18 protein-coding genes are annotated in these 19,520 nt (G+C 65.4%); 8 read left to right on the top strand and 10 right to left on the bottom strand.

Going from position 1 to position 19,520, the window contains the following annotated elements:
- Nucleotides 1-61: 61 nt before the first annotated feature.
- Complete coding sequence (locus tag AC4FIJ_RS06285; RefSeq protein WP_490335856.1) at nucleotides 62-1,486, top strand: glutamate ligase domain-containing protein; 1,425 nt, start codon at nucleotides 62-64, stop codon at nucleotides 1,484-1,486.
- A 4-nt stretch (nucleotides 1,487-1,490) separates the two neighbouring features.
- On the opposite strand, the gene AC4FIJ_RS06290 is transcribed toward AC4FIJ_RS06285, so the two are convergent.
- Both AC4FIJ_RS06290 and AC4FIJ_RS06295 read right to left on the bottom strand, forming a co-directional pair.
- Complete coding sequence (locus AC4FIJ_RS06290) at nucleotides 1,491-3,236, bottom strand: M28 family metallopeptidase (protein ID WP_490335857.1); 1,746 nt, start codon at nucleotides 3,234-3,236, stop codon at nucleotides 1,491-1,493.
- 71 nt (nucleotides 3,237-3,307) lie between these two features.
- Nucleotides 3,308-4,597 carry a DUF418 domain-containing protein gene (locus AC4FIJ_RS06295; RefSeq protein ID WP_490335858.1) on the bottom strand — a complete coding sequence of 430 codons (1,290 nt, stop codon included), beginning with the start codon at nucleotides 4,595-4,597 and terminating at the stop codon, nucleotides 3,308-3,310.
- Between the two features lie 242 nt (nucleotides 4,598-4,839).
- Between AC4FIJ_RS06295 and rpsF the strand changes: the two genes are divergently transcribed.
- The 4 genes from rpsF (at nucleotide 4,840) to AC4FIJ_RS06315 (ending at nucleotide 7,648) form a co-directional block, all read left to right on the top strand.
- The gene (gene rpsF / locus AC4FIJ_RS06300) at nucleotides 4,840-5,196 is read left to right on the top strand and encodes a 30S ribosomal protein S6 (protein WP_490335859.1); all 357 of its coding nucleotides are present in this window, start codon (nucleotides 4,840-4,842) and stop codon (nucleotides 5,194-5,196) included.
- A gap of 1 nt (nucleotide 5,197) precedes the next feature.
- Nucleotides 5,198-5,422: a 30S ribosomal protein S18 gene (gene rpsR / locus AC4FIJ_RS06305; RefSeq protein WP_066845972.1), complete on the top strand. Its 225-nt coding sequence runs from the start codon at nucleotides 5,198-5,200 to the stop codon at nucleotides 5,420-5,422.
- Between the two features lie 14 nt (nucleotides 5,423-5,436).
- Complete coding sequence (rplI, locus tag AC4FIJ_RS06310) at nucleotides 5,437-6,057, top strand: 50S ribosomal protein L9 (protein WP_490335860.1); 621 nt, start codon at nucleotides 5,437-5,439, stop codon at nucleotides 6,055-6,057.
- Between the two features lie 136 nt (nucleotides 6,058-6,193).
- The gene (locus AC4FIJ_RS06315) at nucleotides 6,194-7,648 is read left to right on the top strand and encodes an AMP nucleosidase (RefSeq protein WP_490335861.1); all 1,455 of its coding nucleotides are present in this window, start codon (nucleotides 6,194-6,196) and stop codon (nucleotides 7,646-7,648) included.
- 12 nt (nucleotides 7,649-7,660) lie between these two features.
- Here the strand turns inward: AC4FIJ_RS06315 and AC4FIJ_RS06320 are convergent, their stop codons facing one another.
- The 8 genes from AC4FIJ_RS06320 to AC4FIJ_RS06355 form a co-directional block, all read right to left on the bottom strand.
- The gene (locus AC4FIJ_RS06320; RefSeq protein ID WP_490335862.1) at nucleotides 7,661-8,458 is read right to left on the bottom strand and encodes an alpha/beta fold hydrolase; all 798 of its coding nucleotides are present in this window, start codon (nucleotides 8,456-8,458) and stop codon (nucleotides 7,661-7,663) included.
- Nucleotides 8,459-8,547: 89 nt separating this feature from the next.
- Nucleotides 8,548-9,012 (bottom strand): GFA family protein, encoded by a 465-nt coding sequence (locus AC4FIJ_RS06325; RefSeq protein ID WP_490335863.1) that lies wholly within the window; start codon nucleotides 9,010-9,012, stop codon nucleotides 8,548-8,550.
- 6 nt (nucleotides 9,013-9,018) lie between these two features.
- Entirely contained in the window at nucleotides 9,019-10,044 is a 1,026-nt protein-coding gene (locus AC4FIJ_RS06330) for an aspartate-semialdehyde dehydrogenase (RefSeq protein WP_490335864.1), read from the bottom strand.
- Between the two features lie 242 nt (nucleotides 10,045-10,286).
- A complete protein-coding gene (locus tag AC4FIJ_RS06335) occupies nucleotides 10,287-10,535 on the bottom strand; it encodes a hypothetical protein (RefSeq protein WP_490335865.1) in 249 nt (82 codons plus the stop codon).
- A gap of 103 nt (nucleotides 10,536-10,638) precedes the next feature.
- Nucleotides 10,639-11,643 carry an L-histidine N(alpha)-methyltransferase gene (gene egtD, locus AC4FIJ_RS06340; protein WP_490335866.1) on the bottom strand — a complete coding sequence of 335 codons (1,005 nt, stop codon included), beginning with the start codon at nucleotides 11,641-11,643 and terminating at the stop codon, nucleotides 10,639-10,641.
- A 10-nt stretch (nucleotides 11,644-11,653) separates the two neighbouring features.
- Complete coding sequence (egtB, locus tag AC4FIJ_RS06345; protein WP_490335867.1) at nucleotides 11,654-12,913, bottom strand: ergothioneine biosynthesis protein EgtB; 1,260 nt, start codon at nucleotides 12,911-12,913, stop codon at nucleotides 11,654-11,656.
- A 75-nt stretch (nucleotides 12,914-12,988) separates the two neighbouring features.
- A complete protein-coding gene (locus AC4FIJ_RS06350) occupies nucleotides 12,989-14,365 on the bottom strand; it encodes a class II 3-deoxy-7-phosphoheptulonate synthase (protein ID WP_490335868.1) in 1,377 nt (458 codons plus the stop codon).
- Between the two features lie 131 nt (nucleotides 14,366-14,496).
- Complete coding sequence (locus tag AC4FIJ_RS06355) at nucleotides 14,497-17,454, bottom strand: M16 family metallopeptidase (RefSeq protein WP_490335869.1); 2,958 nt, start codon at nucleotides 17,452-17,454, stop codon at nucleotides 14,497-14,499.
- A 143-nt stretch (nucleotides 17,455-17,597) separates the two neighbouring features.
- Here AC4FIJ_RS06355 and AC4FIJ_RS06360 point away from each other — a divergent pair, with 143 nt between their 5' ends.
- From AC4FIJ_RS06360 to AC4FIJ_RS06370, 3 genes are read left to right on the top strand one after another with little or no spacing between them, the layout of a single operon-like run.
- Nucleotides 17,598-18,173: a NifU family protein gene (locus AC4FIJ_RS06360; protein ID WP_490335870.1), complete on the top strand. Its 576-nt coding sequence runs from the start codon at nucleotides 17,598-17,600 to the stop codon at nucleotides 18,171-18,173.
- A 55-nt stretch (nucleotides 18,174-18,228) separates the two neighbouring features.
- The gene (gene tsaB, locus AC4FIJ_RS06365) at nucleotides 18,229-18,933 is read left to right on the top strand and encodes a tRNA (adenosine(37)-N6)-threonylcarbamoyltransferase complex dimerization subunit type 1 TsaB (RefSeq protein WP_490335871.1); all 705 of its coding nucleotides are present in this window, start codon (nucleotides 18,229-18,231) and stop codon (nucleotides 18,931-18,933) included.
- A complete protein-coding gene (locus AC4FIJ_RS06370) occupies nucleotides 18,933-19,406 on the top strand; it encodes a GNAT family N-acetyltransferase (protein WP_490335872.1) in 474 nt (157 codons plus the stop codon). The genes tsaB and AC4FIJ_RS06370 overlap by 1 nt, the downstream gene beginning before the upstream one ends.
- Nucleotides 19,407-19,520 lie beyond the last annotated feature (114 nt).

Below are 19,520 nucleotides of genomic sequence, written 5' to 3' on the forward strand. Positions count from 1 at the left end.
CAGTGCTAGGGCGGCCGGCGCGCATTGCCAAGCGCGGCCTGCTTCAATAGCGACGAACGGCATGAGCGATAGCGATCTTTCCGCGCTGCTGAAGCGCCCGTTCTTCTTCTGTGGCATCGGCGGGTCGGGGATGTTGCCGCTGGCCTGCATCCTGCGCGGGCGCGGCGCTGCGATTGCCGGATCGGACCGCAGTTTCGACCAGGGTCGAAGCCCCGAGAAATTCGCATGGATCGCGAATCAGGGCATCGACCTGTACCCGCAGGACGGCAGCGGCATCACCAGCGGCGACCAGATCCTTGTCGCCAGTGCCGCGATCGAGGACACCGTGCCCGAAGTACGCCGCGCCATTGAACTGGGCTGCGACCGGATGAGCCGCGCCGAATTGCTGTCCGCCCTGTTCAACGGTGCGGAGCGCAGCATCGCCATCGGCGGGACCAGCGGCAAGTCGACCGTGACGGGCATGACCGGCTGGGTGCTGACGCAGGCGGGCCGCGATCCGACCATCATGAACGGCGCGGTGATGAAGAACTTCCGGTCGGATGACGCGCTGTTCGCCAGTGCGCGGGTCGGCGACGGGCGCTCCTTCGTGTCCGAGGTGGACGAAAGCGACGGGTCGATCGCGCTCTACCGGCCCAGCGTGGCGGTGCTGCTGAACGTGACGCTGGACCACAAGGGCATGGACGAATTGCGCGTGCTGTTTGGTGATTACCTTGCCGTGTCGGACATGGCCGTGATCAACGCCGACGATGCGGAAGCATTGGCGTTGGCCGGACGGGCGAGATCGGCGATCACCTATGGGATCGACGCGGCGGATGCGCGGATCGGCGTGGCGGCGGGTTCGATCCGCGAGGAAGCGCGCGGGATCGGCGCTATTGTGCTCGACCGCGCCGAGGGGCGCGAGGCGGAACTGTCGTTGCAGGTGCCCGGACGGCACAATCTGTCCAATGCGCTGGCGGCCCTGGGGGCGGCGATGGCGGTGGGGGTCGATTTCGATGTCGCGGTGAAGGCGCTGGGCGGCTTCACCGGTCTGGCGCGGCGGTTCGACATCGTCGGGACGAGCGCATCGGGTATCACCGTGATCGACGATTTCGGTCATAACCCCGACAAGGTGCGCGCAACCTTGCGCACTTTAAGGGCGCATCCGGGCCGCGTGATCGCCTTTTTCCAGCCGCACGGCTTCGGTCCGATCCGACAGATGGGGCGCGAACTGGCAGAGGTCTTTGCCGAGGAACTGGACGGCGACGACCGGGTGATCCTGTGCGACCCGGCCTATTTCGGCGGCACCGTGGACCGCAGCATCGGCGGGGCCGATCTTGCGCAATGGATCTGCGACGCGGGCAAGGATGCGGAGCATTTCGCATCGCGCGAGGATTGCGGCGACCGCATTGTCGAGATCGCGCAGGCCGGCGACCGCATCGTGGTGATGGGCGCGCGCGACGATACGCTCAGCACTTTCGCGCGCGCCATTCTGGACCGGCTGGACTAGATGATCACTCCGCCGGTTCGGATGCAGCCAGCGCCGGTGCGCGGGGCGCGTCCGGCGCGAAGGTTTCGCCGAAATAATTGCCCTCGTACCACATCGGCGGCTGGTCGGCATTGGCGGTCATCTTCACGATCTCGTAATTGAGCAGCGCGAACTTGCGCGCCGATTCCCAGTTGAGCGGCAGGTTCAGATCGTCGCTCGGCTTGTGGTAATGGGTGCCGAGGAAGTCGGTGAAGGCCTGCTTGCCGCCGTTCTGCACACCCGTCATCAGGAACAACGCGGGCACGCCTTCCTTGACGAAGCTGTAATGGTCCGAGCGGACGAACAGGTTCTCTTCCGGCAGGAAATCGGGCGATACGCCGATGCCGGTCGCCGCGCCCGCCCGGATCAGCGTCTGCCCCATCGTCGAATTCTCCGCTCCGAACCCGACCACATCGGCTAGATCGTATAGCAGCACCGGCATGTCGAAATTGACGACGCCGACCGGCTTGCCGTCATCGCGCACGAAATTGCGGGCGAGATATTCGGAACCCAGCAGGCCCTTTTCCTCCGCGGTGACCGCGGCGAACAGGATCGGTCGGCGGGGACGGTTCGGGCCCATCGCGATGACGCGGGCGACCTCCAGCATGGTGGCGACGCCGGTCGCATTGTCCATCGCGCCATTATAGATCGTGTCGGTGTCTTCGCCCTCGCCCCCTTCGCCGGGCGCATCGGTCAGATGGTTGCCGACATGGTCCAGATGCGCGCTCATCACCACATATTCGTCCGCCAGATCGGGATCCGATCCGGGCAGCATGGCGACGACATTGGCGCTGGTCTTGTCGTCCCATTTGGTCGTGACCCTGGCGGTCGCCTCGCCCGTCATGTCGAAGGCGGCGGGGCGGCTTTTCGCCTTGGGATCGTCATAGACCGCCAGCAATTCGTCCAGATCCTTGCCGGACGCCGCCAGCAGGCGCTTAGCGGTTTCGGGCGATATATAGGCCTGGAACCGCAGATTGGGGTCCTGCACATTCGCCTTGCCGTCAGGGCCGACCCAGGTCTCGCTCGGCTCCTTCAGATAGGTGACGAGCTTGTCGAACGACATGCTCTTGAGCGATTCGCGGCTGCGGATCGAGATCAATCCGACCGCGCCGTTTTCGCTGGCATATTTCGTCTTGGTATTGGCGAGGGTCGAGGCGATCTCGCCCGGAACTGTCTTGGGCGTCCCCGACACGGCGACCACGATCTTGCCCGCGATATCGACGCCCGCGTAATCGTCGATGCCGTTTTCGGGGCTATGGATGCCCTGCCCCACGAACACCATCGGCGCGGTCAGCTCCACCTGCTGCTCGGTAAAGCTGCCGCCCGCGACGAAATCCGTGCCCGGTTCCAGCGTGACCACGCCATCGGGCGCGATAAAGGACAGCGCGGCCGTTTCGTTGCTGGCGGTGCGGAAAGTGATGTCCTGCATGAAGCTGCCGTCGTTCGCAGGCTGTAGTCCCATGGCCATGTAGCGCGAGGCGACATAGGCGGCGGCGATGTCGTAATATTCGCTGCCCGTGTCGCGGCCCTGCAGCAGATCGTCGGCGAGGAAGGTGACGGTGGCGGCGATCTGGTCGGCGTCGATCGCCGCGGCGGCGGGATCGGCGCGTTCGGCGGGCGACAGGACGCGCGTCTGGGCGGCGCCCTCCTGGGCCGCCCCTTCCTGGGCGCTGGCTGGAACGACATGGATGGCACAGCCGGCAAGGGCGGCGGCAAGGATCAGCTTGCGCATCGGGACGGAATTTCCTTTCGGATGAGACTATCCGCACCATTTAGCAGGCGAACCGTGGCTGGCAAATGAACTTACCGGCGGATCGGGAACAGCCGCATATAGGTCAGGCAGCGCCACAGCCATTCGAGCGGGCCGAAGCGGAACCGGTCCAGCCACGGGCGCGACCACAGCAGCATCAGGCCCATGCCGCCCGCCGACCATGCCCACAGCGACAGCCGGTGCCAGTCGCCGTAAAGACCCAGCCCCCAGCCGAGAAACACGATCCCCATCATGACCGAGCTGAGGATGTAATTGCTGAACGCCATGCGCCCCGCCGCGGCCAGCCTCTGCCCGAACCCGCTGCGCGCGAGCATGGGCGTGAACGCGATCAGCAGCGCCGCATAGCCCACAATCATCGGCAGGCGCAGCAGCGAGGTCGGGCCGAACTGCACCCAATAGCTGACCGCCGGATAATGATCGTAACGCATCGCCATCAGGCCCAGCGGCAGGGTCAGCAATAGCGAGGCGGCAATCCCGCCAAGGCCCCACACGATCATCGCGCGCCTGTTCCATTCGCCCGAGAAGAAGCCCAGACGGTACAGCGCCGCCCCCAACAGCATCAGGCCCAGATAGGCCGGCCCCGATATCGGCATGAAGGCGATGCGGTCCCATATGCTGCGCGTCTTGTGCCGCCACGCCATGATGTCGGCAAAGCTGCCGGTCTGGCGGACCGCGTCGCTGGCATTGCTCTGGGCGCGCATGGCCTCTACCTGCGCTTCGTAATCCTGCCGGATTTCGCTGGCGGGCGGCGCGGACAGCGCGGACAGTTCGCTGGCGGGAAACAGGGCGATGGCGCCCATGATGCCCATGTAGAAGCTGGCGAACAGGCCGAAGAACAGCAGGGCGCGGGTGCCCAGCGGCAGGAACAGCATCGCGGCCAGCCCGACGACCGCGTAATCCAGCAGAATGTCGCCAAAGAACAGCAGGTAGTAATGCGCCGCCCCGAACAGCGCGAGCCACAGCAGGCGCCGCCCCTGCAGCAGCAGCGCGCCCACCATGCCGCGTTTCGCCGCCGCGCGGTCGACGAAGATCGCCATGCCTGCGCCGAACAGGAAGGCGAACAGCCCGCGCAGCTTGCCGTCGAGGAAGAGGTACTGGATCAGCCAGCCCGCCTCCTCCCAGAAGCCGTGCGGGTACAGGATGCCCCAATAGTAATAGGGTCCGGTGCGGGCAAAGCCGACGACATTGGCGGCAAGGATCCCCAGCACCGCGAAACCGCGCACGATGTCGAGGCTGGCGATGCGGTCCGAGGTGACGGGCCTTATGCGCGGCGCGGGTGCGGGCTGGTCCGGCGTTGCGCGATCGTGTGATATGCTGCCCAAGTCCTGCCCCCTTGCGATTCGCGGTGCCAAATTAGACGGCAATCGCACGCAGTCGAAGGGTTTCGCCGGACGCTGCGCGCTTGCATTTGCGGCCAGACGCTGTATGGCGCGCCCTTTCCGGCAGAGCCCGACGCGCGAATCCGCGGCGGAACCAGCCTGACGGAAATCTTGAAAGAAAGCCGGAGGGGCCTTTCGCCATGGGGGCGAGGGTCAGCGATCGGCACAGACGAAGGAACAAGCGCATGCCGCTTTACGAGCATGTGTTCCTTGCGCGTCAGGACCTCTCTCAGAGCCAGGTCGATGCGCTTGCGAACACCGCCACCGAGATTGTCGAGGCGAACGAGGGCAAGGTCGTGAAGACCGAGACCTGGGGCCTCAAGAACCTCGCCTACAAGATCCAGCGCAACCGCAAGGCTCACTATGTGATGCTGAACATCGACGCGCCCGCCAAGGTTGTCGAGGAGCTGGAGCGCCAGACCCGCATCAACGAGGACGTGATCCGTTACATGACCATCAAGGTCGAGGAACACGAAGGTGGCCCGTCGGTCATGATGCGCAAGAACGACCGCGAACGCCGCGGCCGCAAGGGAGATCGCTGAGATGGCCCGTCCGTTTTTCCGCCGCCGCAAGAGCTGCCCTTTCGCAGCCAAGAATGCGCCCGCGATCGACTACAAGGATGTGCGCCTGCTGCAGGGCTTCATGTCCGAGCGTGGCAAGATCGTGCCGAGCCGCATCACCGCCGTATCCGCCAAGAAGCAGCGCGAGCTGTCCAAGGCGATCAAGCGCGCACGCCACATCGGCCTGCTGCCCTACATCGTCAAGTAAGGAGGGCCTGACCCATGGACATCATCCTCCTGGAACGTATCGAGAAGCTCGGCACCATCGGTGACGTGGTTTCCGTCAAGGACGGCTACGCCCGCAACTTCCTGCTCCCGAACAAGAAGGCCCTTCGCGCCAATGCGGCGAACAAGAAGGTCTTCGAAGCCAATCGCGAGCGTCTGGAAGCCGAGAACGCCGAGCGCCGCACCGAAGCCGAAAAGGCCGGTGAGAAGGTTGCCGGCACCGAGATCGTGCTGATCCGCGCGTCGTCGAACGCCGGCCAGCTGTACGGTTCGGTCAACGTTCGCGACATCACCGCGGCCCTCAATGAAAAGGGCCACGACATCGACAAGAAGCAGGTCATCCTGAGCGCGCCGATCAAGACCATCGGCATGTTCGACGTGACCATCGCGCTGCACCCCGAGGTGCATGTGACGATCAAGGCCAATGTCGCCCGCTCGGACGACGAAGCCTCGCTTCAGTCGGAAGGCGTCGACGTGCTGGCCGCGATGTTCGAGGAAGAAGCCGCCGAACAGACCGGCTTCACCGAAGAGCGCGACCCCAATGCAGAGCCTGGCGAGTTCGCCGATGCCGACGCAGAGGGCGAAGCCGCCGAGGGCGAGGACGAAGAGCAGGCCTGATCGGCCTCTCTGCCGTCTTGACGAGTATCAGGAAGGGCGCGGACGGCTTGGCTGTCCGCGCCCTTTTTGCAGGAATATCGTCCGCAACCGCGATCCTGCCTTTGAAATGTCAGATTCGGGGCGCTAGCTGTTGTCGATGAACACGCCCGACGACATCATTGCCGAACTGACCCGGCTGTACGACACCGCGCGCCAGACCCTGCGCGAGGACATGATCGCCTATGCCGCGGACGGCACCCTGCCCGACCGGTCGCGCCGCAACGACGGGTCCTATGCCTATCCGCAGCTGCGCTTGCGCTATTCGGGCAGCAGCAAGCCTTCGGAGGTCAGCCGGTCCTTCGCGCGGCTGACGCGGCCGGGACGCTATCAGACCACGATCACCCGCCCCCGCCTGTTCGCCCCCTATCTGCGCGAGCAATTGTCGCTGATCATGGAGGATCACGAGATCGAGGTCGGGGTCAGTCCCTCGCGGCAGGAAATCCCGTTTCCCTATGTGCTCGACGGCCCATGGTCTGGCGAGGGGGCAGCGACCGACCTTGCCAGCGTGTCGCCGCGCGAGCTGGCGCATCATTTCCCGGCGACCGAACTGGCGCTGATCGGGGACGAGATTGCCGACGGCGTCGATGTCGTCGCGCAGGACGATCCGATGCCGCTGTCGCTGTTCGACGGGCTGCGCACCGATTTCAGCCTGGCGCGGCTGCAGCATTACACCGGCACCAATCCCGAACATGTGCAGCGTTTCGTGCTGTTCACCAATTATCACCGCTATGTCGACGAATTCGTCGACTGGGCGGCGCAGCAGCTGGACGGACAGAATTTCACCGCGCTGTCGGGTGCGGGCGGGCTCTATCTGGACCAAAGGCGCGACAATGCCCGCAGCCTGCTGTCGGACACCGCCTGGCGGCGGCACCAGATGCCCGCCTATCACCTGATCGCGCCTGGCGGCGACGGGATCACGCTGGTCAATATCGGTGTCGGCCCTTCCAACGCCAAGACGATCACCGACCATCTGGCGGTGATGCGGCCCGAGGCGTGGTTGATGATCGGCCATTGCGGCGGGCTGCGCGACAGCCAGAAGATCGGCGATTACGTGCTGGCCCACGCCTATCTGCGCGACGATCACGTGCTCGACAGCGTGCTTCCGCCCGAGATCCCCCTGCCTGCCATTGCCGAGGTGCAGCAGGCCATGGCCAGGGCGGCGGAGGAGATCAGCGGGACCGAGGGCGTGGATCTGAAGCGCCGCATGCGTACCGGCACCGTCGTCACGACCGACGACCGCAACTGGGAACTGCAGGTCGGCAAGACCGGCCACCGCCTGTCGCTGTCGCGCGCGGTCGGGATCGACATGGAAAGCGCCACCATCGCGGCGCAGGGTTACCGCTTCCGCGTCCCCTACGGCACGCTGCTATGCGTGTCGGACAAGCCGCTGCATGGCGAGCTGAAGCTGCCGGGACAGGCCAACCGCTTTTACGAGCAGGCCATTGCGGGCCATCTGCAGATCGGCATCCGAAGCTGCGAATTGCTGAAGGCCGAGGGCGAACGCCTGCACAGCCGCAAGCTGCGCGCGTTCAACGAGCCGCCGTTCCGCTAGGCTGCGGCGCGATCAGGCGCTGAAGAATTCCGCCAATTCGCGGCCCAGCGCCTTTTCGGTGACGCTGGTCATGTGGGTGCCGGGCATCCATGCGATCCGCGCGTCGGGCAGCGCCTCGGCCAGCGCCTCGGCCGATCCGTTGTCGTCATCCTCGGTCCCGCACAGCACCAGCACCGGCATTTGCGGCACCGACAGCTGCGCCTTGTCGAGCGCCAGCCCGCTGGACGACAGCAGCAGGCGCGCGGCCACGCGGTCGACCTTCATCGATTTCATGAAGGACACCGCGAAGAAATGGTCGTCGCCGCGCTTTGCCGTGTCGAAATTGTCGATGGCGTCGATGAAGAACCCTGCGCGGCGGCGGAAATCGAGCAGGCCTTCCAGACCCATGCCCACCAGCGCCAGCCGCCGCGGCGTCAGCCCCGCGATCGCGCCGCCCAGCACCGTGCGCGCGCCCAGCGAGAATCCGGCGAGGTCATATTCGGCCCCCTCCGCGTCCAGCGCGTAATGGGCGAGCAGATCTTCCAGATCGTTCACCAGCACGCCGGGCGGATAGCAGGCCGGATCGTGCGGCGCTCCGCTTTCGCCATGCGCCCGCAGGTCCGGCATGATCAGGTTGAACCCGGCCTCTGCCAGCGTGCGGGCATGGCCGAACTTGATCCAGTTCATCTCCGCGCTGGAAAACAGCCCGTGGACCAGCACCAGCGTGCGGCCGTTCGGATCGGGCGCATCCATGCGCCACACGGCGAGCTGCGTGCCGTCGCGCGCCTCGATGTCGTCGCGGACGAGATGGATTTCTGAACTGTCGGTCATGCAGCGTGCCTAGCGGCCTTTGCCGCCCGCGCCAATCCCGTTGCCCCTTTCGATCGGCAACCGGCTCGATCGGGAACGGGAGCAGGCATTCAGTCAGGAACCTTCAGCCCCGCCTTGCCCCACGCCTTGATCGCGCTGTCCAGTTCGGTGACCTTCACGCCCGGCAGATGGCTGGTGTCCTCCCACGCGGCATGTTTGCTCTCGATCCCGCAGTTCGAGGTGGGCACGAAAAAGGCGGGATCGTCGAAGCTGCCGACGGTCAGGTCCAGATATTGGCTGCCGAGAAAGCCGAAACCCAGCGGCGTCCCGCATTTTGCGCAGAACGGACGATGCGCGATGGGAGAGCTTTCATACCATTGCGGCTCGCCAGTCCAGACAAGGCCGGTGGTATCGACGTTCTTGAACGCGATCGACACGCCGCCGGTCGCCTTCTGGCACATGCGGCAGTGGCACAGATAGGCCTCGTTGTCAGAGACCTCGACGCGATAGCGGACCGCGCCGCATTGGCAGCCGCCCTCCATCACATGGCTTCCGGTGATGGAGGGGGCTGCCATGGACCATCAGCCCTTCTTGAGGTGCCGGCGGCCCAACAATTCCGCGATTTGCACCGCGTTCAATGCGGCGCCCTTACGCAGATTGTCCGACACGCACCAGAGCGCGAGGCCGTTATCAACCGTCGAATCCTCACGAACGCGGCTGATATAGGTGGCATAATCGCCCACGCATTCGACGGGTGTGACATATCCGCCATCCTCGCGCTTATCGACCAGCATGATGCCGGGCGCCTCGCGCAGGATGTCCTGGGCCTGCTCGGCGGTGATCTCGTTCTCGAACTCGATGTTGATCGATTCCGAATGGCCGACGAACACGGGCACGCGCACGCAAGTGGCCTGCACCTTGACCTTGGGGTCGAGGATCTTCTTGGTCTCGGCGACCATCTTCCACTCTTCCTTGGTGGAGCCGTCGTCGAGGAACACGTCGATGTGCGGGATCACGTTGAAGGCGATCTGCTTGGTGAACTTGGCCGGTTCGGGCTTGTCGCCGACGAAGATCGCGCGGCTCTGTTCGAACAGCTCGTCCATGCCCTGCTTGCCCGCGCCCGACACCGACTGATAGGTCGAGACGACGACGCGCTTGATCTTGGCCGCATCGTGCAGCGGCTTCAGAGCGACGACCATCTGCGCGGTCGAGCAGTTCGGGTTCGCGATGATGTTCTTCTTGGTATAGCCGTCGATCGCGTCCGGGTTCACTTCCGGCACGATCAGCGGCACGTCGGGGTCCATGCGGTAAAGCGAGGAATTGTCGATCACCACGCAGCCCGCCGCCGCCGCCTTGGGCGCATATTCGGCCGTGGGGCCGCTGCCCGCCGCGAACAGGGCGATATCATAGCCCGCGAAGTCGAAATGCTCGATATTCTTGCACTTGATCATCTGGCCGGTGTCGCCAATCTCGATCTCGGTCCCGACCGAGCGCGAGGAGGCAACCGCCGCGATCTCGTCATAGGGGAAGGCCCGCTCGGCGAGGATGGCCAGCATCTCGCGTCCGACATTGCCCGTGGCTCCAACGACTGCCACCCGATAACCCATGATATTTGCTTTCTTGTTCGTGAATGATAATTACGCCAATTTCCGCCGCATCAGCCTGCGGAATGCGCGCGGTAGTCAAAGGCGGCACCATGCGCAAGCAATTGCAAATATCAGGGGCGTGAAGCTGGACTTGCGGGCCACCCCAAAAGCACGGCACGCCAAAAGCAAAGGCGGCGCCCGTTCGAAACGGACGCCGCCCTTTTGATCAACCTGTCGCGAACGACGGCAGATCGTCTTGCGACTTACTCCATCGCGGCTTCGGCGTCGTCGCCGGCTTCGCCCATGGCGTCGGCCTGCGCGTCGAGAGCTTCTTCCTGCATCTCGTCGCCCTGGGCTTCTGCCAGATCGGCCTGCTCTTCGAGCGTGTCTTCAGCCGATTCGTACTGCTGCTCGACCAGGTCTTCCTGTGCTTCCTGCTCGCTTTCCGCGCAGGCGCCGAGCGTGGCGAAGGCGGCGGCCGATGCGATAATGGCTACGGTCTTGAACTTCATGAAAATTCCCCTTTTCTCTTCTTGCGGTCTTCAGATCTGCGATACTGGGCAGATTGGGTGACAAGGTCAAATCCTGACCCTGGAATTCTTCGGGAAAATCCCGTCACGGCGCCGAACGAAGCGGGCTCGCTTCCGCCAGGATCACCATGAAGCGGCTGTCATGGTCGTTCCAGCGCTCCAGCGGCGTCCAGCCGCCCGCCAGCAGCAGCGCGGCGGCAGAGCGGCGGCCGTATTTGTGGCTGTTCTCGGTATGGATGGTCTCGCCCGCCTTCATGGTGAAGCTGCGCTCGCACACGGTGAAGGCGATGTCGCGCTGCGCCTCGAGATGCATTTCGACGCGGGCGATATCGTCGTTCCAGACCGCCTTGTGGCGAAACGCATCGACCGGCATCGTGCCGTTCAGCTCGCGGTTGATGCGGGTAAGGAGGTTGAGGTTGAACGCCGCCGTCACGCCCTGTGCGTCGTCATAGGCGGGGATCAACACCTTGCGGCTCTTGATCCGGTCCATCCCGATCAGCAGCAGCGGGGGCTTGTCGGACGGACTGCCCGCGACCAGCGTTTCGCGCATGCCGCGCAGCATGTCGACCGCGGTGCGCGGGACGAGATTGCCGATGGTCGATCCGGGGAAGAAGCCCAGCCGCGGGGCGCCCTCGATCTCTGGCGGCATGGTCACGGGGCGCGTGAAATCGGCCTCGACGGGGTGGATCGGCAGCATGGGGAACTTGTCCGCCAGCCGGTCCGCCGACGAGCGGAGGAATTCGCCCGAAATGTCGATCGGCACATAGGCCGCCGGATCGATCGCCTTCAGCAGCAGCGGCGTCTTGGCCGAACTGCCCGATCCGAATTCGACCACGGCCCGCCCCGCGCCGATGCAGCGGCGGAAATCGCCTCCATGGGCGCGCAGGATCTCTTTCTCGGCCCGCGTCGGGTAATATTCGGGGAGCCGCGTGATGTCCTCAAACAATTCGGATCCGCGCTCGTCATAGAACCAGCGCGCCGGGACCGCCTTTTGCGGTTCCGACAGGCCGGTCAGGACATCGCGCCGGAACGCATTGTCGATCCCCGCCTCATCCTCGTCAACGATGCGCAGCGCCTGCTGAACCGTCATGGCACTCTCCCTAGATGTCTTGTGCCAATCGCAGGCCGGTGAACTGCCAGCGCTGGTGGGGGTAGAAGAAATTGCGATAGCTGGGGCGCGAATGGCCGCGCGCGGTGGCGCAGCTTGCGCCCTTGAGCACGAACTGCCCGCTCATGAACTTGCCGTTGTATTCGCCGACCGCGCCGGGCGCAGCGGTAAAGCCGGGATGCGGCAGATAGGCCGAGCGCGTCCATTGCCAGCAGCTTCCGAACAGTTCGGGTGTCGCGGCAGGCTGGGCCGCCTGCGCCTCGTCCATTTGCTGGCCTGCCGCCGGATCGGCATCCGCGGCGGCGACTTCCCATTCGGCTTCGGTCGGCAGGCGCTTGCCCGCCCATGAGGCAAAGGCGTCGGCCTCATAATAGGAGATATGCGTGACGGGCGCGTCGGGATCGCGTGGCTGCCATCCGGCCAGCGTGAAATGACCGTCGCCATGCCAATAGAGCGGCGCCTCGATCCCCTCACCGTTTACCCATGCCCAGCCGTCGGACAGCCAGAGCGAGGCATCGCGATAGCCGCCGTCGGCGATGAACGCCGCCCATTCGGCATTGGTGACAAGGCCGCGCGACAGGCGGAACGGTTCGAGCAGGACGCGGTGGCGCGGACCTTCGCAATCGAAGCAGAAGCGTGCGCCTTCGCAATCCTGCCCGATGCGTGCGATGCCGCCCTGATGCTCGATCCAGCCCTCGCCCTTGTGCTGCGGCATGTCGGGCAGTTCCTTGAACATCGCCGGGCCGAGCGGGTTCTGGAACAGCGCATGCTTGATGTCGGTCAGCAGCAATTCCTGATGCTGCTGCTCATGCGCGATGCCCAGCGCAATCAGCGGGGCGCAATCCTCGCGGTCTAGCAGCACCTCCATCGCGTCGTCGATGGCGCGGCGAAAGGCGACGATCTCGTCCAGCGTCGGGCGCGACAGCATGCCGCGCGAAAAGCGGGCGATGCGCTGGCCCTCGGCCTCGTAATAGGAATTGAAGAGAAACGGGTAGCGATCGTCGAACAGCCGGTAATCGGGCAGATGATCGCGCAGCAGGAAGGTTTCGAAGAACCAGCTGGTATGCGCCAGATGCCATTTGGCGGGGCTGGCATCCTCCATCGACTGGATGGTCGCATCGGCATCGGAAAGCCGCGCTGCCAGATCGAGGCTGAGCCGGCGGGTGGCCCGAAACTGTCCCGCAAGCGGGGGTTTCGGCCGGTCCGAAGGCTTGTCGGCACCGGTCTGCGCGGAACGAACGGCAACATCCATGAACCGAAAATGCGCGAGGCGGGTTATGGTGCCCGCCCCGAGCAAATTAACTTTACCTCGAAGCGAGGCGCCGAGTCAGGCCGCGTCGCGGCGGGCCATGACTTCGGCGTTCAGTTCCTCGGCCAGCAGGAAGGCCAGTTCGATCGACTGCGCGGCGTTGAGGCGCGGATCGCAATGGGTGCGATAGCGCGCCGACAGCAAATCATCGGTGATCGCGACCGCGCCGCCGGTGCATTCGGTGACGTCCTGCCCGGTCATCTCGACATGGATGCCGCCGGCATGCGTGCCCTCGGCCCGGTGGACCGCGAAGAAGCCCTTCACCTCGGACAGGATACGGTCGAACGGACGCGTCTTGAAGCCGCTGTCGGTCTTGATGACATTGCCATGCATCGGGTCGCACGACCACACCACCGGATGGCCCTCGCGCTTGACCGCGCGGACCAGCGGGGCAAGGCCTGCCTCCACCTTCTCGTGCCCAAAGCGGCTGATCAGCGTGATCCGCCCGGCCTGGCGCCCGGGGTTCAGCGTGTCGAGCATCGACAGCAGCGCGTCGGGCGACAGGCTGGGTCCGCATTTCATGCCGATGGGATTGCCGACGCCGCGCAGGAACTCGACATGGGCCGACCCTTCGAAACGGGTGCGGTCGCCGATCCACAGCATGTGCGCGCTGGTGTCGTACCATTCGCCGGTCAGCGAATCGCGGCGGGTCATCGCCTGCTCGTAGGGGAGCAGCAGCGCCTCGTGGCTGGTGTAGAAATTGGTGCCCTGCAGCTGCGGCACGGTCGCCGGATCGACGCCGCAGGCCTCCATGAAGTCCAGCGCCTCGCTGATGCGGTCCGCCGTCTGGGCGAAACGCGTGCCCCACGGGGACCGGTCCATGAAATCCAGCGTCCACTGGTGCACCTGCCGCAGGTTCGCATAACCGCCACCCGCGAAGGCGCGCAGCAGGTTCAGCGTGGCCGCGGCCTGACTATAGGCGCGGATCATGCGTTCGGGATCGGGCTTGCGGCCCTCCGCCTCGAACGCGATGTCGTTGATGTTGTCGCCGAAATAGCTGGGAAGCTCGACGCCGTCCTTGACCTCGACATCGCTGGAACGAGGCTTGGCGAACTGGCCCGCCATGCGGCCGACCTTCACCACCTTCTGCTTGCTGGCGAAGGTCAGCACCACCGCCATCTGCAGGATCACGCGGAACGTGTCGCGGATATTGTCGGGATGGAATTCGGCGAAGCTCTCGGCGCAGTCGCCGCCTTGCAGCAGGAAGCCCTTGCCCTGCGACACCTCGCCAAGCTCGGCCTTGAGCGCGCGTGCCTCGCCCGCGAAGACGAGCGGGGGAAACCGGGTCAGCCTGTGCTCCGCATCGGCCAGCGCCGCTGCGTCCGCATAGGCGGGAAGATGCTTTGCTTCCTGCGATTTCCAGCTTTCGGGGCTCCAGTCCGCCGTCTTGTTCACTTCGTCACTCCATCGCCTGCCGGACCGCCCTGCTGGGGTGCCGCGGCAGTTTCTCACTCCATCCGAAATGTCGGAATAGGGCCGCCCTTACCCCCGAGGGGGGCGCAATGCAAAGGTTTCAGCCGCAACCATCAGCGCGATGCAGCGGCCTCCGCCGTGCCATTGCCTGCCCTTGCCGTCGCACCGGGCACGATCTCCACCCGCATGGCGTCGCCGGTGAGGAAACGCTGCGCCAGCGCCTGCATCTCTTCGGGCGTGACCTGCGAATAGTCGCGGATAATGGTGCGGATCTGGTCGATCCGGCGCGGATCGCGCGAGGCGCCGCCCAGTTCGCTCAGCCAGAAGCCGTTGCCGCTCGACACGCGCTCGATATAGGTGCGCAGCGGCTCGGTGACGCGGGCGATTTCCTCCGCGCTGGGCGGATTGGTCGCGAGATCCTCGGCAATGCTGGTCGCGGTGTCGAAGAACACCTGCACCTCGTCTGGCTCGACCTGCGCCATGGCGATGATCGACCCGCCGGTTTCGCGGTCGAGCGGCCAGCGCGAGGCGACATTGGGCGAATAGCTGGCGCCCAGCTTTTCGCGCATCGCGTCGAACAGCCGGTTGGAGAAGATCTGCGTCAGCACCTGCGTCTTGCGAGACAGGGTTACGTCGTCGCGTCCGCCGCCGGTCGGCCATGCGACCACCGCCGCCGCCTCGTCCGCGTCGCCGCGGTGCGTAAGGACGAAAGGTTCGCCGCCGGTCTGCGGCGCGGTGGACAATTGCGGCAGAGCGGCAGCCGGTTCGCGCGGAGCCAGCGCGCCGAAGGTCTTCTCCAGCGCGGCGATGCCTTGCTCGCGGGTGAAATCGCCGAAGATCTCGACCTGCACGGGGCCGCTTGCGAGGACCGGCGCCCAGGTTTCCTTGAAGTCCTCCGCGCTGACGGCCTGCAATTCGTAAGGCGTCGGTGCCTCGAACCGCGGGTCCTTGCCGCGCAGCAGATATTCGAAATCGCGGTTGAGCACGCCCGACGGGCTGGCGGCATAGGAATCGTAGCTGATCGACAGCCCCGCCTTGGCGCGTTCCAGCGGCGCGGTGTCCCAGCGCGGATCGGCCAGCTTGGCCGCGAACAGATAGAGCTGATCCTCAAGGTCCGCGGCACGCGTTTCGCCCGCGAAGACGAAATCGCTGTCCTCGATCGAGAATTGCAGCCCCATCTTGCGGCCCGTGGTAATGCGGTCGAGCGCGTCCTGATCGAGCTCGCCAATGCCCGATCCCATCAGCGCAACCTCGCCCAGCGCGATCTCGGCATTGTCTTCGGCACCGAACGCGCCATAGCCCGCGCCGAAACGCACGCGCACGCTGACGCGGCCAGGTTCGGCGGTGCTGGGCCAGATCATCGCGGTGACGCCGTTCGACAGGCGAAGCAGTTCGATCTCGAACAATCCGGTCGCGGCCTGCGCCTCCACCGTGCCGGGCGTGCCGAGCGAGGGGAGTTCGTCGAACGAGATCGCCTCGCCCGTGACGCGGGCCGAATTGTCGGCCTCCACCGGCTGCAGCAGCGCGGCGCGGAAGGCGGCCTCGTTCGCTTCGCTGGCGTCGGGCACGCTCATCAATCCGCGCACGACATCGCCGCTGAACAGCTGCTTCGTGTGAATCAGGATCACCTCGGGCGTCAGCTTGGGCTTCATGCCTTCGAACACGTCCAGCACCACTTCGGGCGCGGCGACGGTTTCGCGGATATTGATCGCCTCGACCACATTGTCGACAAGATCCGAGGCCTGCTGCACGTCGCGGGTTTCCACCCCGACACGGAACGCGTTCTCGAACTCCGCCGCTTCGCGGTCGATCTCTTCCTGCGTGGGCGGGTTTTCGATCGCGTCCTTGATCACCGCGCGCACGTCCAGCAGCGCACCCTTCCAGTCGGCCCCCAGCGGGGTGATCGACACGAAGGTCGCATCGGTCGAGCGGTTGAGATCGTCCTGCGCCACCGAGGCGGCAAGGAAGCTGCCACCGCCGCGCGCCGCCGATTCCAGCCGGCGATTGATGATCGACATGGCCAGCTGATCGGTTAGCAGCCCTTCGTTATAGACGATGGTGTCGACCACCGGACGCCACGGCCGCATCACCGCATAGCCGATGTTGCGCGGCAGGTCGGGTTCGACGATCACGCTGACCTTGTCGACCGGCGCCAGCGCGCCCGGCGCGGTCTGCGCGTTCGGGCCGGGCACCGGATCGCCGAAGGGCGGCGCAGGAGTTGCCGTGCCATCGGCCTTCCAGCCGCCGAACGCGGTCTTGACCGCCTGTTCCAGCACCGCAGTGGGGAAGTCGCCCGCGACCACGATGATCGTGTTGTCGGGGCGGTACCAGCGGTCGTAGAACGCCTTTACCGACTTGCCGTCCGCGGCCTGCAAGGTCTCGACCGTGCCGATCGGCAGGCGTTCGGCGATGCGCTGGCCCGCGAAATAGGTCTGCTGCGTGGCCTCGGAAATACGGCGCCCCGCCGCGCCGCGCTCGCGCCGTTCGGCGAGCACGATGGGCAATTCGGTCTGGACATTGGCGTCGTTCAGCACCGGCCCCGTCACCATGCCCGACAGCAGCTTGAACACTTCGCCCAGCTTGGCCTGATCGACATCGGGAACGTCGACATTGAACACGGTCTGGGTGGGCGAGGTGAACGCGCCCGTGTCCGCGCCGATCGTGGTGCCCAGTTCGCGCCAGCGTTCGATGGCCTGCCCGTTGGCAAGATACTTGGATTCGCGGAACACCAGATGTTCGAGCAGGTGCGCATAGCCGCGCTCGCTGTCCGCCTCGTGGATCGAACCGGCGTCGACCGCCACGCGGACGGAGACCTGATTGGCGGGAATGTCGTTCTGCCTGACCGCATAGCGCAGCCCGTTGTCCAGCTCGCCGAACACCCATTCCTCGTCCACCGGGATGTCGCTGCCGCGATAGAGCCATGGGCGGTCCTGCTCGACCTGCGGCCAGTCGCGCTTCGCCTCGGCAGAAGGAGCGGGCTGGGCCGCCGCGGGCGTCGCGACGAGGACCGAAGTGCTGGCAAGAAGGGCGGAAAGCGCGGCGATGAGCGCCTGGCGGGAATGCAATTTCATGTTGCCTGTATAGGAACGGCGGCCATGAAGCGCCAGTGAATGCGGCGAATTCCCGCCCCTTTGCGCGCAGCCGCATAGGCCAGCTTGCCGATGCGCAAGCAATCACAGCTTGAACGCGCCGCCGCTTCGCCTAAATCGGCCCCATGTATATAGAGACCGAAACCACCCCCAATCCCGCCACGCTGAAATTCCTGCCCGGGCGGCAGGTGATGGCATCGGGCACGCGCGATTTCGCCGATCCCGAAAGCGCGGAAATATCCCCGCTGGCATCGGCGCTGTTTTCGCTGGGCGACGTGACGGGCGTGTTCTTCGGGTCCGACTTCGTGTCCGTCACCGCGGCGCAGGGCACCGACTGGGCCGCGCTGAAGCCGCAGGTGGTGGCGGTGCTGCTCGACCATTTCGTGTCGGAAGCGCCCCTGTTCGCGGGCGGCGATGCCGCCGGTTTCGCGGTTCCTGCCGAGGACGAGACCATCGAGGACAGCCCCGAGGACGCCGACGTGATCGCGCAGATCCGCGAGCTGATCGAAACCCGCGTGCGTCCTGCCGTGGCGGGCGATGGCGGCGATATCGTCTATCGCGGTTTCCGCGAGGGCGTAGTCTTCCTGCAGATGCAGGGCGCCTGTTCGGGCTGTCCCTCCTCGACAGCGACGCTGAAGCAGGGCATCGAGGGTCTGCTGAAACATTACGTCCCCGAAGTGACCGAGGTTCGCGCGGCCTGATCCGGCCTTTCGCGGCCCCGATCCGACGGGTCGGCTGAAAAGGACCTGCCTCGACGTGCGCACGCTCGTCATCGATTGCGCGACCGAGAATTGCTCCGCCGCCCTGTTCGAGGGCGGGGGCGACGATCTGTGCCTGATCGAGGGATATTGCGAGACTCTGGGGCGCGGCCATGCCGAACGGCTGGTGCCGATGATCGGCGAACTGCCCGGCGGCGGGCGCGCAGAGCGGATCGCGGTGTCGACCGGTCCGGGCAGCTTTACCGGCATTCGCGTGGGGCTGGCGGCGGCGAAGGCGCTGGCGCTGGCTTGGGATGCGCAATTGCTGGGCTATCCGACGCTGGCGCTGATCGCGGCGCAGGCACAGGCAGAGACAAATGCGTCATGCGTCGGCGTGGTCAGCAATGCCGGGCACGGCGAATGGTTCGTCCAGTCGTTCGGCGCCGATGGCCTGCCGCAGGGCGAGGCTCGCTCGCTCAGCCCGCAGGACGCGGTACAGGCGCTGACCGCCGAGGTGGTGGCGGGCAGCCGGGCGGAGGCTTTCACCGAATTGCGCGGCGATGGCCGGGCGCTGGCGATCATGCCCGACGCGCGCGCATTCGCCGCGCTGCCCCCCGCATTGCTGACGCCCGATCCGCGCCCGGCCTATGGCCGCCGCCCGGACGCCGCCCTTCCGAACAAGAACGGCGCGGGCCGGCGAATGGCCCCGGCAGCCCCGATGCAGGAACACACGACGCGGGCGGGCACGACGCAGGCGGGCTGATGGCCGAACAGCATGTTATCGACGCGATCATGCGGGTCATGGAGGCCGCCTTCGACCCGGTCTATGGCGAGGCCTGGACCCGCTCCCAATTGCTTGGCGCGCTTGTCCTGCCCGATACGCGCTATGTGCTGATCGATGAGGACGGCAATCTCGTTCCAGGCAACTTCGACAGGATCGCGGGCTTTGCCTTGCTGCGCCGCGTATTGGACGAGGAAGAACTGCTGCTGATCGCGGTCAGGCCCGAATCGCGCGCCAGGGGACTTGGCGGCAGGCTGATCGAACGTGCCGTTGAAACGGCGGCTGACCTTGGCTGTTCGAAGATCTTTCTTGAAATGCGGGACGACAATCCGGCGCGTCACCTATATCACGCGCACGGTTTCAGGCCGGTCGGCATCAGGCGCGATTATTATTCAGGTCGTGACGGCAAAAGGCGTAATGCGATAACTTTCATGCGCGCGATTAACCATCTTTAGCGCGTTTGTTCGCAGCCCGTCGTTTTTCGTCTTTTGGGCGCCACGCATATTCGCAGGTCTAATACCAACCTGCACTGATCAGAACCTACGGGCCCATTTGCGGCGGCCGATGGT

Source organism: Croceicoccus sp., assembly GCF_983967925.1.